The sequence below is a fragment of the Halosaccharopolyspora lacisalsi genome (assembly GCF_014137975.1).
In the GTDB taxonomy this organism is placed as follows: domain Bacteria; phylum Actinomycetota; class Actinomycetes; order Mycobacteriales; family Pseudonocardiaceae; genus Halosaccharopolyspora; species Halosaccharopolyspora lacisalsi.
Genome location: NZ_JACGWZ010000002.1, coordinates 380,161 through 402,674 on the forward strand (window position 1 = coordinate 380,161; position 22,514 = coordinate 402,674).

Sequence of the window (22,514 nt, forward strand, 5' to 3'; positions counted from 1 at the left end):
TTGTTTCAGTGTAAAATGAAATAAGCACACTGATGCACGAATAACCACGACATGCGGAAAACGTCGAAACTAGGACATGACCGCAGGGGCGCGGTGCTCGTCGATGAGGCTGTGCGCCATCGTGCGGGCGCGGCGGGCGGCGATGGTGTCGCCTTCGGCGGCGGCGACGATGGAACCCTTCATGAGAATGTGCCAGGAGTGGGCGAAGTCCTGCGGCGCTGTCAGGCCGGCTCTGTCGGCCAGGTCGCGCACGATGACGCGAATGTTGTCCAGGTACTGCGCACTCGCTTGCCCCAGGGGATGCTCGGACCCGTGGCCGTGCATTTCCAGCAGTACGTTGATGAACGAGCAGCCCTCGAAATCGGTGCGGTGGAACCACTCGTCGAAGACGTCGAAGATGGCCAGGAGCTGCTCGGTCGGGGTGTCACCGCGACGAAGAGCCTCGGCCTCGATGAAGTCGTGGGTCCAGCGTTGCTCGCGTTCGGCCAGGAAGGCCAGCACCAGATCGGTCTTGGCGGGGAAGTGGCGATACAGCGTGGCCTTGGCCACCCCGGAGCGGGTGATGACCTCGTTGATGCCGACGCTGCCCACGCCGTGCTGGGCGAACAGGTCGTAGGCGGTCTCCAGGATGCGTTCCCGCGGAGCGTCGCGGGTGGCAGCCTCGTGGCTGGTCGTCATGCACTTCACCGTAGTACTGGGTCAAGGGGGCGAAACCACTGCTGAAATCCAGCCTACTCCTGTGAGACAGACCTGTCTGTCTCGCGTAGATTCGGCATTGGCTAGTTAAGCAAGCAGCTGGCAGTGCCCCTGATCGGGGGTGACCTCGCGTGTTCGGCGAGATGCGTGCCCCTTTTTCCCAGAACGGGAGCTGTGCATGCTTTTCCACCTTCGTGCTCCGGTTGCCGACAGCGAGCTCATCTCGTTTTCCGCTGACGCCGCGGGAGGACCGTCGGGCGCTTCGGACTCGGTAACGGAGGGGGCACCGTTGCGGTTGAGCCTGAGCTGTACCGATCCGCAGGTGGTGGTGCTCAGCGCAGCCGGGGACGTGGATCTCGCCACGACGCCGCGGTTGAGCCGGCTGCTGTGGCCGCGACTGTGGTCAACGCCGGCCGCGGTCATCGTCGATCTCAGCCGGGTGCGGTTTCTCGGTCTCGCCGGTGTGGAGCTGTTGGCTCGTGCGCACGCCTACGCCGACCACCGCGGCATCGCGTTCAGCGTCGTGACCAGCACCCGTGCCGTCGACCGCGCGCTGATCGCCGGTGGACTCCGGGCCGGTCCGCCGTGCTTTGCCACGTCGACCGCCGCGCGCGGGGCGGCCGGGGCCACGGACGGCACCGACCACGAGTATCCGGTGGCCCGGAACGGGCAGGTCCGGTCGGTCGTGACGCAGCCATGAGCAGTCCCGCGGCCTCTCCCGGCGGTTCGGACCGTGGACCGGGATCAGTTCCGGGAACGGTCGTCACCATAAGGAACGGACCTCTGATGTCATCCACCCATTCACCGCTGGTCGCTGCCGGGTACGAGGTCGCGTCGACCACGCCGTCCTCGGAGGGCTGCCAGGTGTGCGGCCACTTCGCCCTGACCGAGGACACCTCGCACGAATTCGCCCATCGGCCGATCAACCGCCTGATCTGCCAAGTGTGTGGCGCCCACCGCGTAACGAACGTCTGAGAGGCCCATGCCGACGAGCTCGTTTCGAAAGCATCGGGTGCAGCGCCGTGGTGGGGTAGCAGGTTCCCCCCGAGGGGGCTGCGCGGCGGGCCGGTGCCTGCTGGCGGGGAGGGCCCTCGCTCCACGGTGCCACCGACGCGGGGGCGCCCCCAGCCCGCCAACCAGGCTGCACAACCTGGCTCACGCCCCCCTCACCGGTACCGCGATCGTGCTCACCGCCTGTTCTCCCGAGCACCCGCAGACCCTGCACGAGGGTCTGCGGGTGCGGTAGCCGGCTCCTGGGCACGGTTTCCCGGCGCCGCTCGCCCCTCAGAGCCTCGCCCTGCTCGGCATGGGCTTCGGCACCGTCGTCGGCGTCGACACCAGCCGGAGACGGTGACCGTCAACGATCTCGTCTACACCCGCACCGCCGAAGGGGGCAGTTGCACAAAAGCAGCTGCCCAAAGCTGCGCATCGCACCCGACGCGCTTGCCGAATCCGACGGCGTGTGGTCGACCGTCGCCGTTTCCCGCCTGTGAACCAGTACGCCGTCCACCGAGGGTTCACCGAGCGGGAACAGTCGTATCCCGGTACTTCCTTCATCGTTCACTCGTCGATCGGTTGCCGCTCTGGGGGCAGGTGCCGACTGAGCACGTCAGCCTCGGACCGGAGGCGTCGCGCGATGTCGCGACGGTCGTTCTGCTCGTGCTCGCTCGCAGCGTTCGACCGCTCGTGCACTTCTGTCTCGACGATCGCGCGCAGATCGGCCTCGGTCAGGTGACGACGTTCCACTTCTGCGGCACCCGGGCCGGCGACCGATCCTGCGATGCGCTCGCTCTCGGAGGTTCTCGCCCCAGATGGCCCCTCGGAGGGGCTTCAGCGTTCTCGACGGCCGTTCAGCGTCGAGCGGAGAGCGGCGATGGCGACGCGGTCTCGAACCTTGAGAGCTGCCGTCAGCTCGCGACGCAGGTCGGTACGCACGTTTCAGGGCGCTAACTCGGTCCGGAGGGACCGGGCAACGGGTCTCTCGGAGCTGCCGTGCCGGTGAAGCATCACCGGTCAGTCGTAGCCTCGGATCAGGTGGCTCTCGTCGCCGTCGTCGTGGGGCACGGGTGTAGCCGTAACGTCTGATGTCCCGGGGGAGGGCTCGGCAGCGGCTCCGACGGGGCCGGGGCGATGGGGCGCGTCCTGGTGCATGGGGTTCTCCTGGGGTCAGTACGGTGCCGTGTTCGATGATGCACGTCACACCTCTATGTCGCATTCCCGCCTTCGAGTGTTTCAGTTTATTGCCATAGTTGTTTCAGTATTGAATGAAACTAAATCACAACAAAAACCAAAAAGCAAGGACACGCAGCAAGCACGGAGAAAAAGAGCTCAGCTAGCCGGAATCAGCCTGCTGCCGTGGCGGCCACCCAGGTGGACGCCGTTCTCGACGACGGTGCGTCCCGCCTGGCACACCCAGGGAATGCCGTGGGGCGGGTGGGCCGGGTCCTGGTAGTCGCCGACATCGGTGATGGTGGCGGGGTCGAACGCGACCAGGTCGGCGATGTAGCCGGGGGCGATGCGTCCTCGTGCAGGGATGCGGAACTCGTGGGCGGGGAGCGCGGTCATGCGGCGGACGGCTTCGGGGAGGTCGAGGATGCCGCGGTCGCGGCTGTAGCGGCCGAGCAGCCGGGGGAAGGTGCCGAAGAGGCGAGGGTGGGGCTTTCCTCCGGTACCGGGGGGCAGACCGTCGGATCCGATCATGGTGTGGTTGTCTGTCAGTGCGGCTTCGAGGTCGTGTTCGTGCATGGAGAAGTGCACCATGGAGGCTCGTAGCTTCTCGCGCACCAGTATCTCGATCAGTGCGTCGACGGGTTCGACACCGCGTTCCTCGGCGACGTGGGCCAGTGTGCGTCCTTCGTCGGCGTGGCTGGCCGTGGTGGCGACGAGCACGTGGTCCCAGCCACCGCCGTGGTGCTGCCAGCCCGGGCGTCCGGCGGCGAACGCTTCGGCGAGTTCGTCGCGTCCGGTGGAGCTGGTCAGGCGATTCAGCAGGGTTCGCTCGTCACCGGCCAGGAACTCCGCCGGCAGGGCGGCCGTGAGCACGGTCGAGGAGGCGGTGTAGGGGTAGACGTCCTGGGCGATCCGGTGGCCGTCGGCGCGGGCCGCGTTGATCTTCTCGAGGGCGTGGGGCACGGTTCCCCAGTTACCGGGGCCGGCGGCCTTGAGGTGTGACAGGTGGGTGCGTCCGGCGACGGCACCGATGCGCAGTGCCTCGGTGATCGAGTCCAGCAGTGCCGAGCCCTCGTCGCGCATGTGCGTGACGTAGATGCCGCCGCCGCCGAGGACTTCGGCCAGTGTGCTGAGTTCTTCGGTGCGCGCGAAGAGGGCGGGCGGGTAGATCAGTCCGCTGGACAGGCCGAAGGCGCCGGCGGTCATGGCTTCGTCGAGTCCGGCGCGCATGGTTCGCTCGGCCTGGTCGTCGGGGGTGTGTTCGGACATGCCCATCGCCGCCACGCGCAGGGTGCTGTGGCCGACCAGGGGGCAGTGGTTGGTGACGTATCCGGCGTGGTCGGTGGTGGTGAGCAGGTCGGCGAAGCCGGACCAGGTGAATTCGAGTGGGGGGAAGAGGCGTTCGGTCAGTGCCGACGGCGCGTGGTCGTTGCTGGTGGGGGCGAGGCTGAAGCCGCAGTTGCCGACGACTTCGGTGGTGACGCCTTGCAGGATCTTGGTCGTGTCGTCGTGGGTGAGCAGGGGTGCGTTGTCGGCGTGGGAGTGCACGTCGATGAAGCCGGGTGCCAGGACGAGTCCGGTCAGGTCGCGGGAGGGGAGGGCGTCCGGGGGGATGGTGCCGGGGGTTTCCACGGCGGTGATGCGGCCGTCCTCGACGAGGACGTCGGCGGCGCGCAGGGGTGTTGCCGTGCCGTCCGCGAGGTGTGCTCCGGTCAGCAGCATGGTGGGGGTGTTCACGGGTGGCCTGCCTTCCTGCGGCGCTGGTGGTGGGGATCATCCTGCCGGAGGAGGGGTGGTGCAGCGAGGGGCACAGGTGTCCGGGATGCGGACGGGGTGTTCGGGTGGGTCTGGCATGGTGCTTCGGGCAAGGGCGTCGGTGCCGGGTCGTCAGGTGGGGTGTGCGGTGCACGGTGAGTACAAGGTTCCGGGTGGCAAGCTGGTTGTCGTCGACGTGGACGTGGTCGAGGACCGCTTGAGTCGGGTGCGGTTGAGTGGGGATTTCTTCCTCGAGCCCGATGAGGCGTTGGAGGACATCAACCGGGCGTTGCAGGGTGCCGGGGTGGATGCCGGCTCGGAGACGTTGGCTCGGTTGATCGAGCGGGAGCTGTCCTCGGACGTGCGGATGGTGGGTTTTGGTCCCGAGGCGGTGGCCATCGCGGTTCGTCGGGCGGTGAGTCGGGCCACGGGGTGGCGTGATCACCAGTGGCGGTTGATTCGGGACGAGCCGCAGTCGCCGTTGAATCACATGGCGTTGGACGAGGTGTTGGGGGAGGAGGTCGCCGCGGGGCGGCGGTCTCCGACGTTGCGGTTCTGGGAGTGGTCGGCGCCGTCGGTGATCATCGGTAGTTTCCAGTCGGTGGGCAACGAGGTCGACGCCGAGGGGGCTCGGGAGCACGGGGTCGAGGTCGTGCGTCGGATCACCGGTGGTGGTGCGATGTTCGTCGAGCCGGGCAACACGATCACTTACTCGTTGTACGCTCCGAGTTCGTTGGTGGCGGGGATGTCGTTCGCGGACTCCTACGCCTTTCTCGACGACTGGGTGTTGGACATGTTGGGGGAGTTGGGGCTCAACGTGTGGTATCAGCCGCTCAACGACATCACCTCGGACGGCGGCAAGATCGGTGGTGCCGCGCAGAAGCGGGTGGCTTCCGGGGCGGTGGTGCATCACGTGACGATGTCCTACGACGTCGACGTGGACAAGTTGGAGCGGGTGCTGCGCGTCGGTGAGGAGAAGGTCTCGGACAAGGGGGTGTCCAGCTCCGGTAAGCGGGTCGATCCGTTGCGCAGGCAGACCGGCATGGCGCGGCAGAGCATCATCGACACGCTGGTTGAGGGGTTCCGTCGTCGTTACGGTTTGGTCGACGACGAGGTCACCGTGGCCGAGGCGCGGCGGATGCGGGAGTTGATCGAGGCCAAGTTCGCGACATCGGAGTGGACGCACCGGGTGCCCTGAGCGCGGTTCGTCCCTGTGTGGGGGTGTCGTGTCAGGTCAGGAGTTCGGGCACGCCGGGTGTGGTGCGTCGGCGGCGGAGCCAGACCTTGCGGGTTCCGTCGGAGTAGAGCAGTACTCGGGACAGTTCCCAGCCGGCGAATTCGGCGTGGATGGTCAGTTGGGTCGCCGCGCTGATCCGGGTGATGCCGGGGGGTAGGCGCAGCGCCCGGTAGTCCCAGTGCTGGTCGTGGTCCTGTTCGTGTGTTGTTTCGGTCACATTGACACCACCTGTAGTCCTTGTCCGGTCGCGGAGGCAACGTAGACCGTGCCGGTGGCTGGGTCAACGGTCACGGAGTTGGGTTGGCGGACGGTGGGGAGTCGGTGGCGTTCGATCGGTTGGCCCGCGGTGACGTCGTAGGCGACGAGTTCGTTGCTGGCGGTCAGCGTGGTCCAGGCGAGGTCGGTGGAGGCGTCGTAGGTCAGGCCGTAGGGGTGGCCGTCGACGGGGGATCGCTGCCTCATGATCAGCGGGTCGGTGGAGAAGGCCATGAGTTCGTTGCCGCGGGTGTCGATGGTCAGGATGCGGCCGAAGCGGTCCTTGACGGCGTGGGTGGAGCCTTCTCCGGCGCGCAGGGCTGCTCCCTTGTCGCCGGTGTCGATGGTCACGGGGGTCAGTGAGGTGGCCAGGCTGTCGAGTACGAGGACTTCGTCGCCTTGTCGGATGAGGCGGGAGGGTTCCTGGAATCCGTCGGCGGTGTGTTGGACCTTGCCGTTGTCGACGGTCACGACGGTGTTGGGCTCGCGCAGGGCCACCACGAGTTCGCCCTGGATCTCGACGGCGTCGACTGGTCCGCCCGTGACGGGGATGCGGTCGAGGGTGCCTGTGGTGGTGTTGACGCGGACCACGAGGTCGTTGTCGGGGATGGACACCAGCAGTGTGGCTTTGCCGGTTTTGCGCATGCCGGCGGCGGGTCCGGGCAGTGGGATGGTGCGTGGTGGCTTGTTCGGGGTTCGGGTGTCGAACAGGGTTAGCTTCGGGCGGCCCGCTCCTGCCAGGGCGAGGGTGTTGGTGGCCGGGTCGAGCACGGTCAGGTCGGCGGGGGGTGCGGGCAGCACGGTGCCGGCAGGGGTGGTGGCCGTGGGGGGTGAGTCGGCGGGGGTGGCGGGCACGAGTGTGTCGCTGACCCGGAGGTGGCTGCTGCTTTCGCCGGTGCCGCATCCGGTGAGCAAGGCGGTTACGACCAGGCAGGCGGCGACCAGTCGGCGCAACGACGACCTCCTTGGGTGTGCCGGGCGGGGTGGTTCGTGCTTGCCGCGCCTCGGGTGGTTGCTTGGCGCATCGGTGTGTCGCCCACATCGGTGGCCTCGGCGTGACAGTATCTCGCGTGGTTGGACGTGCCTGGACAGGTGGCCCGGGTTAGCCGGGGGCGGGGCCGGTGTCGGTGGTCGCGCTCACGTCGTCGAGGGCGGCTTGGATGGTGGGGGGCAGCACGATGTCCTCGGAGGCCAGTGAGGTCGTGAGTTGGGTGCTGGTGCGGGCTCCGAGTACGGCCGAGGCCACGCCCGGCCGGTCGCGGACCCAGGCCAGTGCCACGGCCATGGGGGAGGTGCCGAGTCCTTCGGCGGCGGTGAACACGGCTTGCACGATTCTGGAGGCGCGTTCGGTGCGGTGGTGGTCGACGTAGTCGGCCAGGTGGGGGTGGGCGCCTCGGGAGTCGGCGGGGGTGGTGGTGCGGTACTTGCCGGTGAGTACTCCGCGGCCCAGGGGTGCCCATGCCAGCAGGCCGAGGCCGTGGTGGTCGGCGGCGGGCACGATCTCGTGTTCGGCGGTGCGTTCGACGAGGGAGTACTCGGTTTGCAGTGAGGACAGTGCTGTTCGGGTGGTCCGGCTCAGGGTGGCGGTGGTGGCCAGTTGCCAGCCTGTGTGGTTGGACACGCCGACGTAGCGGACCTTTCCGCTGTTCACGGCGGTGTCGAGGGCGTCGAGGGTTTCCTGGAGGGGCACCGAGGGGTCCCAGGTGTGGAGTTGCCACAGGTCGATGTGGTCGACGCGGAGTCGTCGTAGTGATCCGTCCAGGGCGTTGAGGAGTGCGCCGCGGGAGGCGCCGGTGCCGAACGGCCCGTCGTGGCGGTGCGCGCCGGCTTTGGTCGCCACGATGATGTCGTCGCGGGGGACCACGGTTCCCAGCAGGCCGCCGAGGATGTGTTCGCTGTGGCCGTTCTGGTAGACGTCGGCGGTGTCGACGAGGGTGCCGCCGGCGTCGCGGAAGGCGACGAGCTGGTCGGCGGCGTCGTTGGCGTCGGTACCGAGTCCCCAGTTCATGGTTCCGAGGGCGAGTCGAGACACGCGGAGGCCGCTGCGGCCGAGCTGTCGTTGTTCCACGCCCGTCGAGCTTATTCGGTGGATTTCGGCGTTGTCGCGTGCCCGTGCCGATGCGGTGCGTCGTCGGTGAAAGTGGCGGGGTTCACAGGGGGCGTGGGGGTTCCCGGTCCGGGTGGTGGGTCTTGCCGCGGGGTTTTTTCCGAGGGTGTTCGTCCCGGGTGACCTGGGTGGTCATGGTCTTGATCGGTGTGGTCGCCCCGGCGGGGTCGGGGTGGTGTGGATGCTGCAGGATTTTTGTCCGGGGGGTGGCAGGGGTGACGCGTCGTGGGGGTGGGCGCGGGACGGTTTCGATGGTGCTGGAGTGGTTTCGTTGACGTGGTTGCAGGCCGTGGTGCTTGCCGTTGTGCAGGGGCTCACCGAGTTCCTGCCCGTTTCGTCGTCCGGGCATTTGCGCGTCGTGTCGCAGTTGTTCTTCGGGGCGGATGCGGGTGCGTCGTTTACGGCGGTGACTCAGATCGGCACCGAACTGGCGGTGGTGGTCTACTTCTTCGGCGACATCGCTCGGTTGGTGGGCGTTTGGTTCCGCGGGATCGTCAGTCACCGGGTTCGGCGCACCCGGGATTATCGGTTGGCCTGGTACGTCATCGTCGGCAGCATTCCGATCGGCATTCTGGGGTTTTTGTTCCAGGACTACATTCGGGGTACGCTGCGCAGCTTGTGGATCACTGCGACCACGCTGATCGTGTTCGGTGTGTTGATGGGGTTGGCCGAGTGGTTCGGGCCGCAGCGGCGTGGTCAGCAGGGACTGCGGTTGCGTGACGGTGTGTTGATGGGGTTGGCGCAGTCGTTGGCGCTGGTTCCGGGGGTTTCGCGGTCGGGAGGAACGATCACCGCGGGATTGTCCCTGGGGTTGGATCGGACCACGGCGGTGCGGTTTTCGTTTCTGCTGGCGATTCCGGCCGTGTTCGCGGCGGGGCTGATGGAGGTTCCGCACGTGTTCGAGACCGGTGGGCCGGGGTTGCAGCCGAGTGTTGTCCAGATGGTGGTGGCCACGGTGCTGGCGGGGCTGATCGGGTATGCCTGCATCGCTTGGTTGCTGCGTTACGTGCAGCGCAACAGTGTGTACTTGTTCGTGTGGTGGCGTGTTCTGGTGGGTGTGGCCGTCTACGCGCTGTTGGGTTTCGGGGTGATGCGGTCCTGATGCCCGGTGGTGGGCGCTGAGAGTGCGCGTGGGTGGGGGCTGCGGCCGGCCTGGTGTGGTGCGGCCCTTACCCTCGGCGGACGTGGCGACTCTCATTCTGTTGCGGCACGCGCGGTCGGCGGCCAATGGTTCCGGCATCCTGGCGGGGCGCTCCGGTGGTATCGGGCTCGACGAGATCGGTGCTCGGCAGGTGCGTGATCTGGGCGGGCGAATGTCGCGGATCCCCCTGTCGGCGCTGGTGTCCTCGCCGCTGCAGCGGTGTCAGGACACCGTGGCCGAGCTGGCCGGTGCGCAGGGGCTGACCGTGACGAGCGACGAGCGTGTTTCCGAGGTGGATTACGGGGCTTGGACCGGCCGCAAGGTCGAGGACCTGGCCGAGGAGCCGTTGTGGAAGGTGGTGCAGCAGCATCCCTCGGCGGCGGTGTTTCCCGACGGTGAAGGGCTCGCGCAGATGCAGGCTCGGGCGGTGGCCGCTGTTCGTGCCCATGACGCGCGGGTCACCTCCGAGTACGGTGCGAACGCGGTGTGGGCGTTGTGCAGCCACGGTGATGTGATCAAGGCGGTGTTGGCGGACGCGCTCGGTCTGCACCTCGACGGTTTCCAGCGCATCGTGGTGGAGCCGTGTTCGATCAGTGCCGTGCGCTACACCGACACGCGGCCGTTCGTGCTCGGGATCAATGACACCGGTTCGGACGTTTCGAGGCTGGTTCCGTCGGCCGACGACGGCGGTGCCGGTTCCGAGGCCGTCGTCGGTGGTTCGACCGGGCGGTGAGGCAGATGGGCGGCTGGCCGGTTTTCGACCTCGCGGACTATTTGGGTGGTCACTGGCGGCTGGATCGCGGGATTCGCGACGGTGCCGGGGCGGAGCTGGGTACGTTCGCGGGCACGGCCGAGGTCACCGTCGAGGGATCGGTGCTCGTGTACGACGAGCGGGGCACCCTGGATGTGGGGACCTATCGTGGTCCCGCCCACCGCAGGTTGCGGTATCGGATCACCGGACCCGGGCTGGCCGAGGTGTATTTCGACTACGGTGATTTCTTCCACGACCTGGATCTGCGCGAGGGATGGTGGCGGACGCGGCATCCGTGTCGTGAGGATCTGTACCGGGGTGAGTTCCACGTGCACGGTCGTCACGAGTGGGAGCAGGCGTGGACGGTGGCGGGGCCGACCAAGAACTACGCGATGACCACGCGGCTACGGCGCGCCGGCGCGCCGTAGGTCGGTCACGGGCCGGCTGTTGTTGGGTGGCGCAGTGAATTCCTCCGCCGCTTTCGGCCGGGGCGTTGAGTTCCATCGGTATGGCGGTGCGGCCCGGGTGGAGATCGCGGAGCACCGACAGGGCCCGCTCGTCGGTTCGGCGGTCCCGCAGTGGGGCACGAACACCGCTCGCGTTGGCGACGTAGTAGTTGGCGTGGGAGGTCAGGAACTCGGGTTCGTGCGTGCCGCTCGTGGCGCGGTCGGCGTCGGGGAGTTCGACGGCGCGCAGAGTTCGGTGGTGATCTCCTGGCGGGGCCGTCCCGGATCGGGGTTGGCGTTGACCAGCAGGGTGCCTTGCCCGTCGACCTCCGGTGCTCCGCCTTCGGCGACCGTGTTCGGTGCCCCAGTGGTCCAGCGGGCGGGCGGTCACCCGGGTGTCGGCGCGGTGGGTTCGTTCGCGGCCCCACCCGTTGACGACGAATTCGGTACCGCGGATGTCGTTCTGCCCGATCACGAACGTCGGTGTCGTGTCCCGGGCGTCCACAGGTCGTCGACGGGGACGTCGATGACGTCGACCGCGGAGCCGCGCAGGCGTTGTGCTTGGCGGGCTTGGTGGGGGCGGGCGAAGCAGTGCCGGTGTTCGGGCGGGAAGTTCCCCTGTGGTCGTGTGCGTCGCGCTCGTTTCAGCCGATTCGCGGGCCGCTGTGGCCTCGTGGCAGGACGAGGCCGGGCGGTTCGGGGCTTCGCAGTGCGCTTACCGCTGTTCACCGTCGGGGTCGAGGAAGGGGCCCGCGGACAGGCCGAGGGCTTGGACGGTGTGGACGAGGTGGTCGCGCAGGTGAGTTTTGGCGAGTTCGCCGTCGCCGCTGTGGAGGGCTTGGGCGATGTGGCCGTGCTGGTGGGTCACGGTGTCGCGGCGGGGTGGTTCGTGGGTGCGGGCGGTGGCGGTGATGCGCAGCTGCCGGTCGCGCAGGGTGCCGTAGAGGTCGGTGACCACGGGGTTGTCGGCGGCTTCGACGAGGTGGGCGTGGAAGGCCCGGTCGGTCTCGTGCATGTCGGCGTCGGAGAGCTCGTCGGGGTGGCAGGCCGGGTGGGCGGCGAGTTCGCCGCCCAGCTGCCGCAGGGCCTCGGCCCCGGACGCGGCGAGCTTGTCGATGGCGAAGCTCTCCAGCGCCAACCGCGTCTCCATCAGCGCGCGGGCCTCGGTCGGAGTCACCGGCACCACCAGCGCACCCCGCTTGGGGTACAGCCGCAGGAACCCCTCGGCCTGCAGCTGCAGAAACGCCTCCCGCACCGGAGTGCGCGACATGGTCAGGTCCGCGGCGATCTCCCCCTCGGACAGCAAATGCCCATCGGCGTAGCTGCCATCCAACAGCCCGGCCTTGACGTGGCGGTAAGCCCGATCAGCGGCCGGCTGCTCAACGGCTCGACGGGACAGGGCCGCGGATACCGATTCTGACGGTGTTGCGCTCGACACGGATCTATCGTACGTGCCCCCTGCTTGTATCTATGCTGTATCTCAGCTTGTGGAGGTGGGGATGACGACGACGGTGGCGGAACGCCGACACTTCGGCGGCGAGGGCGTGACCTGGTCGCCGCGCCGAGCCTGGATGATCTGGGGGCTGGCCGCGCTGTGCTATTTCACGGCCCTGTTCCACCGTGCGAGCCTGGCGGTGGCCGCTCCGGAGGCACTGGACCGGTTCTCGGCGGGACCCGCCGTGCTGTCGCTGTTCTCGGCGCTGCAACTGGGGGTCTACCTGGCGCTGCAAATCCCCTCGGGAGTGCTGGCCGACCGGCTCGGCCCCCGCACGGTCATCACCGGAGGGATGCTCGCGCTGGCGGCGGGCTCGACGGTGTTCGGCCTCAGCACCTCCCTGGCCGGCGGTATCACCGGTCGGATGCTCATCGGTTTCGGTGACGCGTTCCTGTTCACCAACGTCCTGCGGCTGGCCGCCCACTGGTTTCCCGCGAACCGTTTCGGCCGGGTCGCGGCACTGACCGGCCTGATCGGAGGCCTCGGTCAACTCGTGGCCACCACTCCGCTGAGCGCGGCCCTGCACGAGCTGGGATGGGTCACGACGTTCGTGACAGCGGCGGCGTTGACCGCCGCGCTCGCGGTGCTGGCGGCGATGATGCTGCGCAACCGGCCCGCCGGTGAGAGCGGGGCTGCCGCCGAGGGGCCACCGGAGCGGATCGGGCGGTTGCTGCGGTCGGTCGTGGCCCAGCGGGGCACTCAGCACTCGTTCTGGGTGCACTTCGTGCTCATGGCCCAGTTCGTGGCCGTGAGCACGCTGTGGGGCTCGCCGTGGCTGATCCAGGCGCAGGGGTACAGCTCCGCCGGGGCGGGCACGATGCTGATGCTGTGCGTGGTGGCGTTCCTGGTCGGTTCGTGGCTGTCGGGGCGCTATCTCACCGGGGGAGCGCACCGACGGGAGAAGGGCACGCTGTGGTTGTCCGTGGCGGTCGCGGCGTCCTGGGCGGTGATGATCGGCTGGCCGGGTCCGTTGCCGTTCGGGGTGCTGCTGGCGGTACTGGTGACCATCGGGGTCGGCGGGGGCGGCGCCATGCTGGCCTTCGACGGGGCCCGCTCGGCCAACCTCGCCCACCGCTCCGGCACGGCCTCCGGCGTGGTCAACATGGGCGGGTTCCTGGCCGCGGTGCTCATCCAGGCCGGAGTGGGGGGCGTGCTGAGCGCGCTCGGCCAGCTGCCACCGCAGCAGGCCTACCGGTGGGCGTTCGTGCCGGTGCTGGTGGTGATCGGCGGCGGTGTCCTCGGCCAGCTGGTGCGACGGACCCGTCCTGTGCCAGGCTCGTGAATCGACCGACGGTGGTACACCACCGGACGGGCTCGCGAGGTCGAGGAGGTCGGTGTGACCACGGCGCTGGCACTGCACAACTTCGTGGGCGGCGCATGGGCACCGACCCGGGACGGGCTGACACTGCCGCTGATCGAACCCGGTACCGGGCGGGAGTTCGGCACCGCGGCGCTGACCCGATGGAGTGATGTCGACGAGGTGATGGACACGGCGGCTTCGGCCGCCCGGAGCTGGGCCCGCACGACACCACGCCAGCGGCAGCGAGCCCTGCTGCGCATCGCCGACGAGCTCGAGGACCACGCCGCGGAGTTCACGGCCGCCGAGTGCCGCAACACCGGCAAACCGACCGGCCTCGTCGAACAGGACGAACTTCCCTGGGCGGTGGACCTGCTGAGGTTCTACGGGGCGGCCGCGCGGTTGCAGGAGGACACCGCGGCCGCCGAGTACCGGCCCGGTCACACCTCGTTCGTGCGGCGGGAACCGATCGGGGTGTGCGCGCAGGTCACGTCCTGGACGCATCCGCTGGTGCTGGCCGTGGCCAAGATCGCCCCGGCGTTGGCCGCGGGCAACACGGTGGTGATCAAACCGGCCGAGACCACTCCGGTGTCGACGTCGATGCTGGTGGAAACCGCCGCGCGGCACCTGCCCGCCGGGGTGTTGAACCTGATCTGCGGGGATCGCGACAGCGGCCGGGCCATGGTCGCCCACGAGGCCCCGGGCATGTTCTCGATCACGGGCACGGTGCGTTCCGGTATGGAGGTCGCGGCCGCGGCCGCCGCCGACCTCAAGCGTGCACACCTGCAACTGGGCAGCAAGGCCGCGGCGGTGGTCTTCGACGACGCCGACGTGCGGCGGGCCGCGCGGTGCATCGCCGCGGCGGCTTTCGGCAACGCCGGGCAGAGCTGCACGGCACCGAGCCGGGTGCTGGTCGCCGCGAGCGTGCACGACGAACTGGTCCAAGCCCTGGCTGGGTGGGCGCGCCACATGCGTCCCGGGCCGCCGGGTGATTCCGAGGCTGCTTTCGGGCCCCTCAACAGCGCCGGTCAGCTCGACCTGGTGCGGGAGTTCCTCGACCGGCTGCCCCAGCGGGCCCGCATCGCCGCCGGGGGCCGGCGGTGGGGCGGGGAGGGGTTCTTCCACGAGGCCACGGTGATCGAGGGCATGCGTCACGACGACGAGCTGGTCCGCAACGAAGTACTGGGCCCGCTGATCACGGTGCAGCGCTTCGACGACGAACAGCAGGCCATCGAGCTGGCCAACGGGGTGCGCTACGGGTTGGTGGCCAGCGTGTGGACGCAGCAGCACGCCCGTGCGATGCGCATGTCCCAGCGGGTGCAGGCCGGCACGGTGTGGATCAATGCCCACCACCCGATGGCCGCCGAGATGCCCCACAGCGGGTTCAAGCACTCGGCCTCGGGGCGCGATCTCGGTCGTGCCGGGCTGGAGGAGTACAGCCGCGTCAAGCACGTCATGTCCTTCACCGACGAATGAGGACCCGTGCGGTTCCCCTCGAAGTCGAGGGTGCGAGAGACTCTCGGCGACGTCACGGCTACCAGGAGGGAGTTCATCCGGTGACAGCGTCCTCCCACGACCGGATCCCCGACACGATGCGGACCAGTGTGCTCTCGGCTCCCGGCGAGATCGCGGTCCACCACCGCCCCACCCCCGAACCCGGTGCCGGGCAGGTACTGGTGCGCGTCGACTCGGTGGGGGTGTGCGGGTCCGATGTGCACTATTACGAGCACGGTCGGGTGGGCCCGTTCGTGGTGACCGCCCCACTGGTGCTGGGTCACGAGGCCGGAGGCCGGATCGTGTCCACCGGCCCCGACGTGGACGCCGATCGGGTGGGCCAACGGGTCGCGCTGGAACCCGGCGTGCCGTGCAGGCGCTGTGACCAGTGCAAGACCGGGCGCTATCACCTGTGCCCGGACATGCGGTTCTTCGCCACCCCGCCGGTGGACGGGGCCTTCTGCGAGTACGTGGTGCTCGACGAGGACTTCGCCCACCCGGTGCCGCCGGAGATCTCCGAGGACGCGGCGGGACTGATCGAGCCGCTGTCGGTGGCGGTGTGGGCGTGTTCGAAGGCCCGGATCGGGGCGGCCACCCGCGTGCTCATCTCCGGTGCCGGACCGATCGGCGTGCTGACGGTGCAGGTGGCACGGGCCTTCGGGGCCACCGAGATCACCGTGGTCGAACCGTCCGAGCCGCGACGGGACGCGGCCACCCGCTTCGGCGCCACCAGCACCGTCGACCCGACCGAGCGGGAGCCGACCGAGGTCGTCGACGGTGTCGACGCCTTCCTCGACTGCTCGGGAGCGGCCCCGGCCATTCGGGCGGGCATCCCCGCGGTGCGTCCCGCCGGGCGAGTGGTTCTGGTGGGAATGGGAGCCGACGAGATCACCCTGCCGATGGTGGTGCTGCAAACCAGGGAAGTGGAGGTGACCGGGACCTTCCGCTACGCCAACACGTGGCCGACGGCGATCGCCCTGGCCGCTTCCGGCCGCGTGGAGCTGGACGCGCTGGTCACCGGCCGGTACCGGCTGGAGGACGCGGAGCAGGCGCTGACGGCCAACACCGATCCGCACAGCATCAAACCCGTGGTGCGACCCGGCCAGCGGGACTGATCAGGAACGCACGGCGATCGCCAGCAGCGCGGCCGCCGGTCCGGTCAGCCGGTGGCCCGCCCGCCACACGGCGTGCAGGGGGCGGCGCAGGTCGAGGTCGACGTCGACCTCGACCATGCGTGCCTCGGCGAGGTCGGTGGCCACGGCCAGCACGCTCAGCACCGCCGGTCCCGCCCCTGCGACCACGGAGTTGCGCACGGCCGTGGTGGAGTGCAGTTCCAGCAGGGGAGCCACGGGGTCGCTCCCGCGGTAGGACAGCGCCTGGTACAGCGTTTCGCGGGTGCCCGAGCCCCGCTCGCGCACGATCAGCGGGGTCGCGGCCAGTTCGGTGACGCTCAGGCTGCGGCGCAGCTGTGCCCAGGGGTGTTCGGGTGGGACCACGACGACCATGCGGTCCCCGGTGACGTAGCGGCGGGACACCCCCTCGGGTACCGAGGGGGTTTCGATGAATCCGAGGTCGCACTGGCCGTGGCGGACCCGGTCGCAGACCGAGACCGAGTTGCCGACGTCGAGTTCGAGGTGCGCCTCGGGCAGGGTCGTGCGCAGGGTGCTGATCCACGCCGGGGCGAGGTAGTCGGCCACGGTCATGCTCGCCGCCACGCGCAGGTGGACCTCGTGGCGGGCGCGCAGGGCGCGGGCCCCGTCGAGGAGGCCGTCGAGGTGGGTCAGGACCTGCCCGGACCAGTCGCGGACCATCGCCCCGGCCGGGGTCAGGGTGCACCCCTGGCGGGTGCGTTCGAGCAGGGTCAGGCCGAGTTGGCGTTCCAGGCTGGACAGCCGTTTGCTCGCCGAAGGCTGACTGACCCGCAGCTCGGCCGCGGCGGCACCGAGACTGCCGAGGTCACCCACCAGGACCAGCAGCCGTAATGATTCCGTGTCGGGTGCGGTCATGCACCGAGCATAGGTGCCCCGGCCGGCAGCCCCGCCCCGGTGGCCTGAGACACACGCCCCTTGATGTCGAGTTAAGTCGAAGTTCGAGACTCCTCGGGCAAGCGCGGACACCACCGAGACGCAGTCGGAGACGACCATGGACAGCACCGTTGACCTCGCCACGTTCGACTCGGCCTACGAGAACCGTTCCGCGCCGTGGGTGATCGACCAGAACCAGCCCGCGATCGTCGAGCTGGAGCGTGCCGGCTGGATCCGCGGCGCCGTGCTCGACGCGGGATGCGGCAGCGGCGAGCACACGATTCACCTGACCGAGCTCGGCTACGACGTCGAAGGGGTGGACCTGTCCGAACGCGCGCTCGAACAGGCACGCGCGAATGCCTCCGCGCGAGGTGTCCCGGCCCGTTTCGCCGTCGCCGACGCGCTGGACCTGGGGGCGCGGCCCCGTTACGACACGGTCCTCGACAGCGCCCTGTTCCACGTGTTCGGCGCCACCGACCGCCCGGCCTACGCGCGCAGCCTGCACGCCGCCTGCCGCCCGGGTGCTCTCGTGCACGTGCTCGCCCTCTCCGACACCCAGGCGGCGACCGGGCCCCGCATCAGCGACACCGCGATCCGAGGGGCCTTCGGGAACGGCTGGGACATCGAGGACCTGAGCCCCCACCGCTACCGGGGCATCGTCCGGTATCCCGAGGACGCCGATCGGCTCGGCGTCGCCATCGGTGAACCCGCCGACACGGCGGCGTGGTTGGCCCGAATCCGGCGGCTCTGAAGCGACATCGCCGCACGGTGTCATGCCGTGACGTTATGACCTCCTGCGCGGATCACGGCTACGCACGGGCGCGGGATTTCGTGATGCTGACCCGGTGACCCCCACCGAACACAGCGCACCGACGCCACCCGCCCCCGTGCTGTGGCCGGGACTGGTGATCACCGGTGCCGCGATCGTCGTGGCATTGGTGATCGCCGAGCTGATCGCGGCCGTCAGCGCCCTGACCGTGGCGGTCGTGCTCGGCATCGTGGTCGGCAACGTCGTGCGGTTGCCCGAGTCCGCTGGGCCCGGCTTGGCCTGGGCGATGCGCAGGCTGCTGCGCGCCGGTGTCGTCCTGCTGGGGCTGCGGTTGGCGGTGGGCCAACTCGTCGGGCTCGGGATCGGCACGATCGCGGCGGTGCTGATCCTGGTGACCGTGACCTTCCTCGGAACGGTGGGACTGGGGCGGCTGCTCGGCGCCTCGCGGGGACTGTCGATGCTGGTGGCGACCGGGTTCTCCGTCTGCGGGGCCTCGGCGATCGCGGCGATGGACGGCGTGATCGACCGTGACGACGAGGACGTGGCCACCTCGATCGCCATGGTAACGATCTTCGGGACGGCGGCGATGCTGGTGCTGCCCGTGGTCGGCACCGGACTGGGGCTCTCGGACCCGCAGCTGGGCCGCATCGCCGGGGGCAGCGTGCACGAGGTCGCCCAGGTCGTCGCGGCGGCGTCCCCGGCCGGTGCGGCGGCGGTGGCCGTCGCCGTGGTGGTCAAGCTCAGCCGGGTGGTCCTGCTGGCACCGCTGGTGATGCTGGTCAGCCTGGCCGAACGACGCCGGACCGGCGCCACGGGCGAGCGCCCACCGGTCCTGCCGCTGTTCGTGGTCGGATTCCTGACCGCGGTGGCGGTGCGCAGCACCGGGCTGCTGCCCGAGGTGGTGCTGGCCGGGGCCGAACAGGTGACCACCCTGCTGCTGGCGGGAGCACTGTTCGGACTCGGCACCTCGGTACGGGTGCGGGCGTTGCTCCGCACCGGGCCGAAGGCCTTCGTCCTGGGCCTGTGCTCGACGGTGCTGGTCACCGCCACGACCGTCGCCACCATGTTCACGCTCGCGTGAGCAGCCACCTTCCTCGACGCCGACGAGGTCACCGCCGGGAATACCGGTTCGGGCGCGTACTCGTTCTTGCGAGTTCTGTCCGCTGACAACGGCAGAGCCGATACGGACAACTCATCAAACCGGTCGTCCTCCCCGGCCCTCACGAGCTACGATGTCCGATCATGACCGAGCTCGACTTCGCGCGGCGCACACGGTGGTCCTGCGACACCGCCCCAACCTCGAGGTGATGACCCGGCTCGGCTCAGTCGGGCCGGGTGGCCACGCCGCACCAGGCCAGCCCGCGGGCCTGCGCCTCCTCCTCGGACAGGGGCTCGTCCGGCACGTCGGGGCGCCAGTCCGGTAGATGCACCATCCCCGGTGACAGCAGCGGCCACGGGCCGAACCACCGGGCCAGTTCGGCCCGGTCCCGCAACCACAGCGGGTTCGACGTGTCCTGGTAGGACGCAGCGCCCCCGCGCATCTGCTCCTGCTGCTCGGGGGTGGCATCGTCGCAGGCGATGTGGGACAACCCCAGCCAACTCCCGGCGACGAGCCGATCGCGGTAGCGGTCCAGCACTCCGGGCACGTCGGCCTCGTCGCCGAGGAAGTGACCCAGAGCGATCAGTAACAGGCAGACCGGCTGATCGAAGTCGATCAGCCGTCGGGTCTCCGGGGACTCCAGGACCGCCGACGGGGCCAAGAAGTCCTGCTGGACGATACCGGCCCAACCGGTGGCCTCCTCCTGCTGCAACAGCATCCTCGAGTGGGCGGCGGCGACCGGCTCGTAGTCGACGTAGACCACCCGCGCGTCCGCGCCGTGCTGGCGCACGATCTCGTGGACGTTGCCCACAGCCGGGATCCCGCTGCCGATGTCGAGGAACTGGCGAATCCCGGAATCCAGAGCCGCCCGCACGAGTCGCCCCAGAAACGCGCGATTGCTCCGGGCGAGCGCCTTGATCGGCGGTAGCATCGTTTCGATGCGGGCGCCGAACTCCCGGTCGATGGCCCAATTGTGGGCTCCACCGAGGTACCAGTCGTAGATGCGGGCCGCGCTCGGACGCGACAGGTCCACCCCGGGGAACCGGGCCGCGTCCCCCTCGGTCTCGGTGCTCATCGGCAGACTCCTTACACGACAGTGATCCGGCGAGCACTCTAGTGTGATCACCCGTGCCCGTACAGGACGTGTGCACATACGCTCGGTTGCCGCGAACACTGTCCGGGCGCTGTGCGCGCCCCGGCGCACACGGGTGAGCAGGTGTGACACCGGCTCGCCACTACGGGTCCGGCAGGGGAACGGACAGGCCGGTCTTGATCGCCTCGAGCGCGGGCAGGGTGTCGTAGCGGCGCACGTTCTCGTCGTCCATGAACAGCCGGTCCGACAACGCGCGGCATTCGGCGAGGCTCTCGGTGACCAGCACGACGACGTAGTCCCACTGCCCGGCCAGGTCGTAGCACTGCTGCACGCGGGGCTCGACCAGCATGCGCGCGCGGAACGCGGCGTGGTGCTGCGCGGACTCGCGGTCGAGCGTGACCAGGACCACGGCCAGCGTGGTGGGCCCGAGTGCGCTCGGGTCGAGCACGGCGACCTCGCGGGTGATGACTCCGGCAGCGCGGTAACCGCGGAGTCGACGTTGGACCGCGCTGGGGGAGAGCCCGACCTCGTCACCGAGATCGCGCAGCGTGCGTCCGGCGTCCTCCTGGACGAGCCGCAGCAGCCGGTGATCGAGGGAATCCGGAACGGAGGGCACGCAACGATTTTGCGCAGCAGCGGCACGATTTTCAATCGCGATCACCGCCCGCCGCTCTACCGTGGGGACGATCCCGATCCGGAAGGCACGCACATGCACGATCTGGGCCTCGATCTCACCCGGATCGAGCAAGCCTCGAGTCTGATCGATCCGGTGTTCGTCGACACGCCGCAGTTCGTCGACGAGCAGCTCTGCGTCGCGCTCGGCAGACGAGTGATGGTCAAGATCGAAACCCTGAATCCGCTGCGCAGCTTCAAGGGCCGCGGCATCGACCTGCTCGCCCGCGAGTTCGCGCCGGGCACCCGCCTGGTGTGCGAGTCGACCGGCAACTTCGGCCGGGCCGTCGGCTACGCGGCAGCCAGGCACGGCCTGAGCGCGGAGATGTTCGTTCCCGCGGGCATCAGCCCGGTGAAACTGGCCAGGATGGCTTCCCTCGGCGTGCGCGTGCACGAGGCCAGCGAAGGCCGAGCCGAACAAGCCGCTCGTGCCTACGCCGCCACGTGCGAGGACAGCGTCTTCGTCGAGGGCGTCGCGATCAGTGCGCCGATCCCGGAATCGGTGGCCCGCATGCTCCTGCTGGTCGACGACGTGGTGGTCGTGGACGACGCGGACACCCTTGCAGCGATGTGCACCGCGCTGGCGACCCTCGGGGTGCTGCCGGAACCCGCGGGCGCGGCCGATCTCGCCGCCATCGCCACGCACGACGTGCCGGACGAGGTGCTGGCGACCGCTGTTATCGGGCCAAACGTCGCAACCGCCCTGTTCGGCGACGTCCTGACCGTCACGGAGGTAAGCCATTGAGCACGGTGCTGATCATCGGTGTAGGTGACATCGGCGAGCGGATCGCCGACGGACTGGCCGCCGGTAGCCGGGTGCGGCGTCTGCTGCTGGCGGGCCGCTCGGCGGCCGGCGATTCCGTGGCGGCGACCGTGGCCAGCGCCCGCGACTGCCTGGTCGAGCCGGCCCGGCTGGATGCCTCCCGACAGAACGAGGTGGCCGAACTGCTGGCTGCCACCCGACCCGACCTGGTCGTGCACTGCGCCTCGCTGCGCGGCCCCTGGACGATGTCCGGCCGCACCGATCCCGCGGCTCGTGCTGTCGCCGCCGCCGGTCTCGGTGTGCGGCTGCCCTATCAGCTCCCGCTGATCCTGTCGGTCATGCGAGCCGCCCGCCAGGCCGGCTACACCGGGCCGGTGGCGAACCTGTCGTTTCCGGACGTGACCGGCCCGGTCCTGGCCCGCCTCGGCCTACCCCCCACCGTCGGCCTGGGCAACGCCGCCAAGATGCAGCTGCGGGTCCGCGCCGCGCTGCGCGCCGCGCACCCGGACCGGCCCATGCCGCTGATCCGCGTGCTCGGCCACCACGCCCAGGTCTTCGACGTCATGCAAGCCCGCCCACCCGCCGACCCGGAACAGCGCTGCCGGGTCTACCTCGGCGAGCACGGGCAGCGGAGCGATTCGCTGGCCTACCGGGCGCCCGCGCTGGCACCCGGACCGCGCTACAACACCGTCACCGCAGCCGCAGCCATCCCCGTCCTGGAAGCACTCCTGCCCGGCGCGGGTCCGCTGCGCCATTCCACCGCCGCACCGGCAGGCCTGCCCGGCGGCTACCCGGTCCGCATCGTCGACGGCTCCGTCGCCCTGGACCTGCCGCCCGGGCTCTCCGAGGCCGAGGCGGTCGCGGTCAACGAGCGCATGGCCGCCGGCGACGGCATCGACAGCATCGACGACGACGGCACCGTGCACCTCACCCCGGCCAGCCAGAAAGCCGTCGCCGACATCGCACCGGAGCTGGCCGGACCCGTCGCCATCGACGACCTCGCGACCCGGGCGGCACGCCTCGACTCCGTACTCACCTGACCAGCACCCCAGGCCCGGTGCCGAGAGGTCTCGAATTCCTGGTTGCCGTGCGTGGTCGAGCAGGCTCGCCGTGTCATGTGCGTGCCGGGCGAGGAGGCGATGTGACCGCTGAAGTCGGTGAGCTCGACGCCGCGCTCGCCTGCCCGTGCTCGACGAAGGACCCACCCGCTCAGGCGTGATCGCGAAGGTGATGCGCCGGCGAATCGGTCGG

23 protein-coding genes and 1 pseudogene are annotated in these 22,514 nt (G+C 69.5%); 13 read left to right on the forward strand and 11 right to left on the reverse strand.

The window, feature by feature from the left end:
* Positions 1-69: 69 nt before the first annotated feature.
* Positions 70-678 carry a TetR/AcrR family transcriptional regulator gene (locus tag FHX42_RS09520; protein ID WP_182543870.1) on the reverse strand — a complete coding sequence of 203 codons (609 nt, stop codon included), beginning with the start codon at positions 676-678 and terminating at the stop codon, positions 70-72.
* A gap of 196 nt (positions 679-874) precedes the next feature.
* Here FHX42_RS09520 and FHX42_RS09525 point away from each other — a divergent pair, with 196 nt between their 5' ends.
* Entirely contained in the window at positions 875-1,396 is a 522-nt protein-coding gene (locus FHX42_RS09525; RefSeq protein WP_182543871.1) for an STAS domain-containing protein, read from the forward strand.
* Positions 1,397-1,482: 86 nt separating this feature from the next.
* Positions 1,483-1,671, forward strand: coding sequence for a hypothetical protein (locus FHX42_RS09530; protein ID WP_182543872.1), 189 nt, complete (start codon positions 1,483-1,485; stop codon positions 1,669-1,671).
* Between the two features lie 585 nt (positions 1,672-2,256).
* Here FHX42_RS09530 and FHX42_RS26560 read toward each other — a convergent pair.
* Together FHX42_RS26560 and FHX42_RS09540 are read right to left on the reverse strand one after the other, a co-directional pair.
* Positions 2,257-2,442: a GatB/YqeY domain-containing protein gene (locus FHX42_RS26560; RefSeq protein WP_328796013.1), complete on the reverse strand. Its 186-nt coding sequence runs from the start codon at positions 2,440-2,442 to the stop codon at positions 2,257-2,259.
* Between the two features lie 582 nt (positions 2,443-3,024).
* Positions 3,025-4,602, reverse strand: coding sequence for an N-acyl-D-amino-acid deacylase family protein (locus FHX42_RS09540; RefSeq protein ID WP_328796014.1), 1,578 nt, complete (start codon positions 4,600-4,602; stop codon positions 3,025-3,027).
* A 115-nt stretch (positions 4,603-4,717) separates the two neighbouring features.
* On the opposite strand from FHX42_RS09540, the gene FHX42_RS09545 reads away from it, so the two are divergent.
* Complete coding sequence (locus FHX42_RS09545; protein ID WP_220480097.1) at positions 4,718-5,818, forward strand: lipoate--protein ligase family protein; 1,101 nt, start codon at positions 4,718-4,720, stop codon at positions 5,816-5,818.
* A 31-nt stretch (positions 5,819-5,849) separates the two neighbouring features.
* Here the strand turns inward: FHX42_RS09545 and FHX42_RS09550 are convergent, their stop codons facing one another.
* The 3 genes from FHX42_RS09550 to FHX42_RS09560 form a co-directional block, all read right to left on the reverse strand.
* Positions 5,850-6,074 (reverse strand): DUF5703 family protein, encoded by a 225-nt coding sequence (locus FHX42_RS09550; protein WP_182543873.1) that lies wholly within the window; start codon positions 6,072-6,074, stop codon positions 5,850-5,852.
* A complete protein-coding gene (locus tag FHX42_RS09555) occupies positions 6,071-7,066 on the reverse strand; it encodes a YncE family protein (protein ID WP_182543874.1) in 996 nt (331 codons plus the stop codon). Before FHX42_RS09555 ends, FHX42_RS09550 begins: the two co-directional genes overlap by 4 nt.
* A 148-nt stretch (positions 7,067-7,214) precedes the next feature.
* Positions 7,215-8,180 (reverse strand): aldo/keto reductase, encoded by a 966-nt coding sequence (locus FHX42_RS09560; RefSeq protein ID WP_182543875.1) that lies wholly within the window; start codon positions 8,178-8,180, stop codon positions 7,215-7,217.
* 310 nt (positions 8,181-8,490) lie between these two features.
* On the opposite strand from FHX42_RS09560, the gene FHX42_RS09565 reads away from it, so the two are divergent.
* The 3 genes from FHX42_RS09565 (at position 8,491) to FHX42_RS09575 (ending at position 10,539) form a co-directional block, all read left to right on the forward strand.
* Positions 8,491-9,321, forward strand: a complete 831-nt coding sequence (locus FHX42_RS09565; protein ID WP_235987227.1) for an undecaprenyl-diphosphate phosphatase — start codon at positions 8,491-8,493, stop codon at positions 9,319-9,321.
* 82 nt (positions 9,322-9,403) lie between these two features.
* Positions 9,404-10,093, forward strand: coding sequence for a histidine phosphatase family protein (locus tag FHX42_RS09570; RefSeq protein WP_182543877.1), 690 nt, complete (start codon positions 9,404-9,406; stop codon positions 10,091-10,093).
* A gap of 5 nt (positions 10,094-10,098) precedes the next feature.
* Complete coding sequence (locus FHX42_RS09575; protein WP_182543878.1) at positions 10,099-10,539, forward strand: DUF6314 family protein; 441 nt, start codon at positions 10,099-10,101, stop codon at positions 10,537-10,539.
* A 25-nt stretch (positions 10,540-10,564) separates the two neighbouring features.
* On the opposite strand, the pseudogene FHX42_RS27740 reads toward FHX42_RS09575, so the two are convergent.
* Positions 10,565-11,062, reverse strand: a pseudogene (locus tag FHX42_RS27740) (agmatine deiminase family protein); the annotation flags it as partial.
* Positions 11,063-11,272: 210 nt separating this feature from the next.
* Positions 11,273-11,995 (reverse strand): GntR family transcriptional regulator, encoded by a 723-nt coding sequence (locus FHX42_RS09585; RefSeq protein WP_182543879.1) that lies wholly within the window; start codon positions 11,993-11,995, stop codon positions 11,273-11,275.
* A gap of 61 nt (positions 11,996-12,056) precedes the next feature.
* Here FHX42_RS09585 and FHX42_RS09590 point away from each other — a divergent pair, with 61 nt between their 5' ends.
* The 3 genes from FHX42_RS09590 to FHX42_RS09600 all read left to right on the forward strand — a co-directional run bounded on the left by FHX42_RS09590 (position 12,057) and on the right by FHX42_RS09600 (position 15,958).
* The gene (locus FHX42_RS09590; RefSeq protein WP_182543880.1) at positions 12,057-13,334 is read left to right on the forward strand and encodes an MFS transporter; all 1,278 of its coding nucleotides are present in this window, start codon (positions 12,057-12,059) and stop codon (positions 13,332-13,334) included.
* A 54-nt stretch (positions 13,335-13,388) separates the two neighbouring features.
* Positions 13,389-14,825: an aldehyde dehydrogenase family protein gene (locus FHX42_RS09595; protein WP_182543881.1), complete on the forward strand. Its 1,437-nt coding sequence runs from the start codon at positions 13,389-13,391 to the stop codon at positions 14,823-14,825.
* An 80-nt stretch (positions 14,826-14,905) separates the two neighbouring features.
* The gene (locus FHX42_RS09600) at positions 14,906-15,958 is read left to right on the forward strand and encodes an NAD(P)-dependent alcohol dehydrogenase (RefSeq protein WP_328796015.1); all 1,053 of its coding nucleotides are present in this window, start codon (positions 14,906-14,908) and stop codon (positions 15,956-15,958) included.
* Here the strand turns inward: FHX42_RS09600 and FHX42_RS09605 are convergent, their stop codons facing one another.
* Positions 15,959-16,849 carry a LysR family transcriptional regulator gene (locus tag FHX42_RS09605; protein WP_182543883.1) on the reverse strand — a complete coding sequence of 297 codons (891 nt, stop codon included), beginning with the start codon at positions 16,847-16,849 and terminating at the stop codon, positions 15,959-15,961. It lies immediately after the preceding gene.
* Positions 16,850-16,985: 136 nt separating this feature from the next.
* On the opposite strand from FHX42_RS09605, the gene FHX42_RS09610 reads away from it, so the two are divergent.
* Together FHX42_RS09610 and FHX42_RS09615 are read left to right on the forward strand one after the other, a co-directional pair.
* Positions 16,986-17,618 carry a class I SAM-dependent methyltransferase gene (locus FHX42_RS09610; protein ID WP_182543884.1) on the forward strand — a complete coding sequence of 211 codons (633 nt, stop codon included), beginning with the start codon at positions 16,986-16,988 and terminating at the stop codon, positions 17,616-17,618.
* 94 nt (positions 17,619-17,712) lie between these two features.
* Positions 17,713-18,717, forward strand: coding sequence for a YeiH family protein (locus FHX42_RS09615; RefSeq protein ID WP_328796016.1), 1,005 nt, complete (start codon positions 17,713-17,715; stop codon positions 18,715-18,717).
* A 241-nt stretch (positions 18,718-18,958) separates the two neighbouring features.
* On the opposite strand, the gene FHX42_RS09620 is transcribed toward FHX42_RS09615, so the two are convergent.
* Together FHX42_RS09620 and FHX42_RS09625 are read right to left on the reverse strand one after the other, a co-directional pair.
* Positions 18,959-19,810: an SAM-dependent methyltransferase gene (locus tag FHX42_RS09620; protein ID WP_182543885.1), complete on the reverse strand. Its 852-nt coding sequence runs from the start codon at positions 19,808-19,810 to the stop codon at positions 18,959-18,961.
* A 160-nt stretch (positions 19,811-19,970) separates the two neighbouring features.
* Positions 19,971-20,444, reverse strand: coding sequence for an Lrp/AsnC family transcriptional regulator (locus FHX42_RS09625; RefSeq protein ID WP_182543886.1), 474 nt, complete (start codon positions 20,442-20,444; stop codon positions 19,971-19,973).
* A 93-nt stretch (positions 20,445-20,537) separates the two neighbouring features.
* On the opposite strand from FHX42_RS09625, the gene FHX42_RS09630 reads away from it, so the two are divergent.
* Together FHX42_RS09630 and FHX42_RS09635 are read left to right on the forward strand one after the other, a co-directional pair.
* Entirely contained in the window at positions 20,538-21,245 is a 708-nt protein-coding gene (locus FHX42_RS09630) for a PLP-dependent lyase/thiolase (RefSeq protein ID WP_182543887.1), read from the forward strand.
* Positions 21,242-22,303 (forward strand): saccharopine dehydrogenase NADP-binding domain-containing protein, encoded by a 1,062-nt coding sequence (locus FHX42_RS09635; protein WP_182543888.1) that lies wholly within the window; start codon positions 21,242-21,244, stop codon positions 22,301-22,303. Before FHX42_RS09630 ends, FHX42_RS09635 begins: the two co-directional genes overlap by 4 nt.
* Positions 22,304-22,514: the final 211 nt, after the last annotated feature.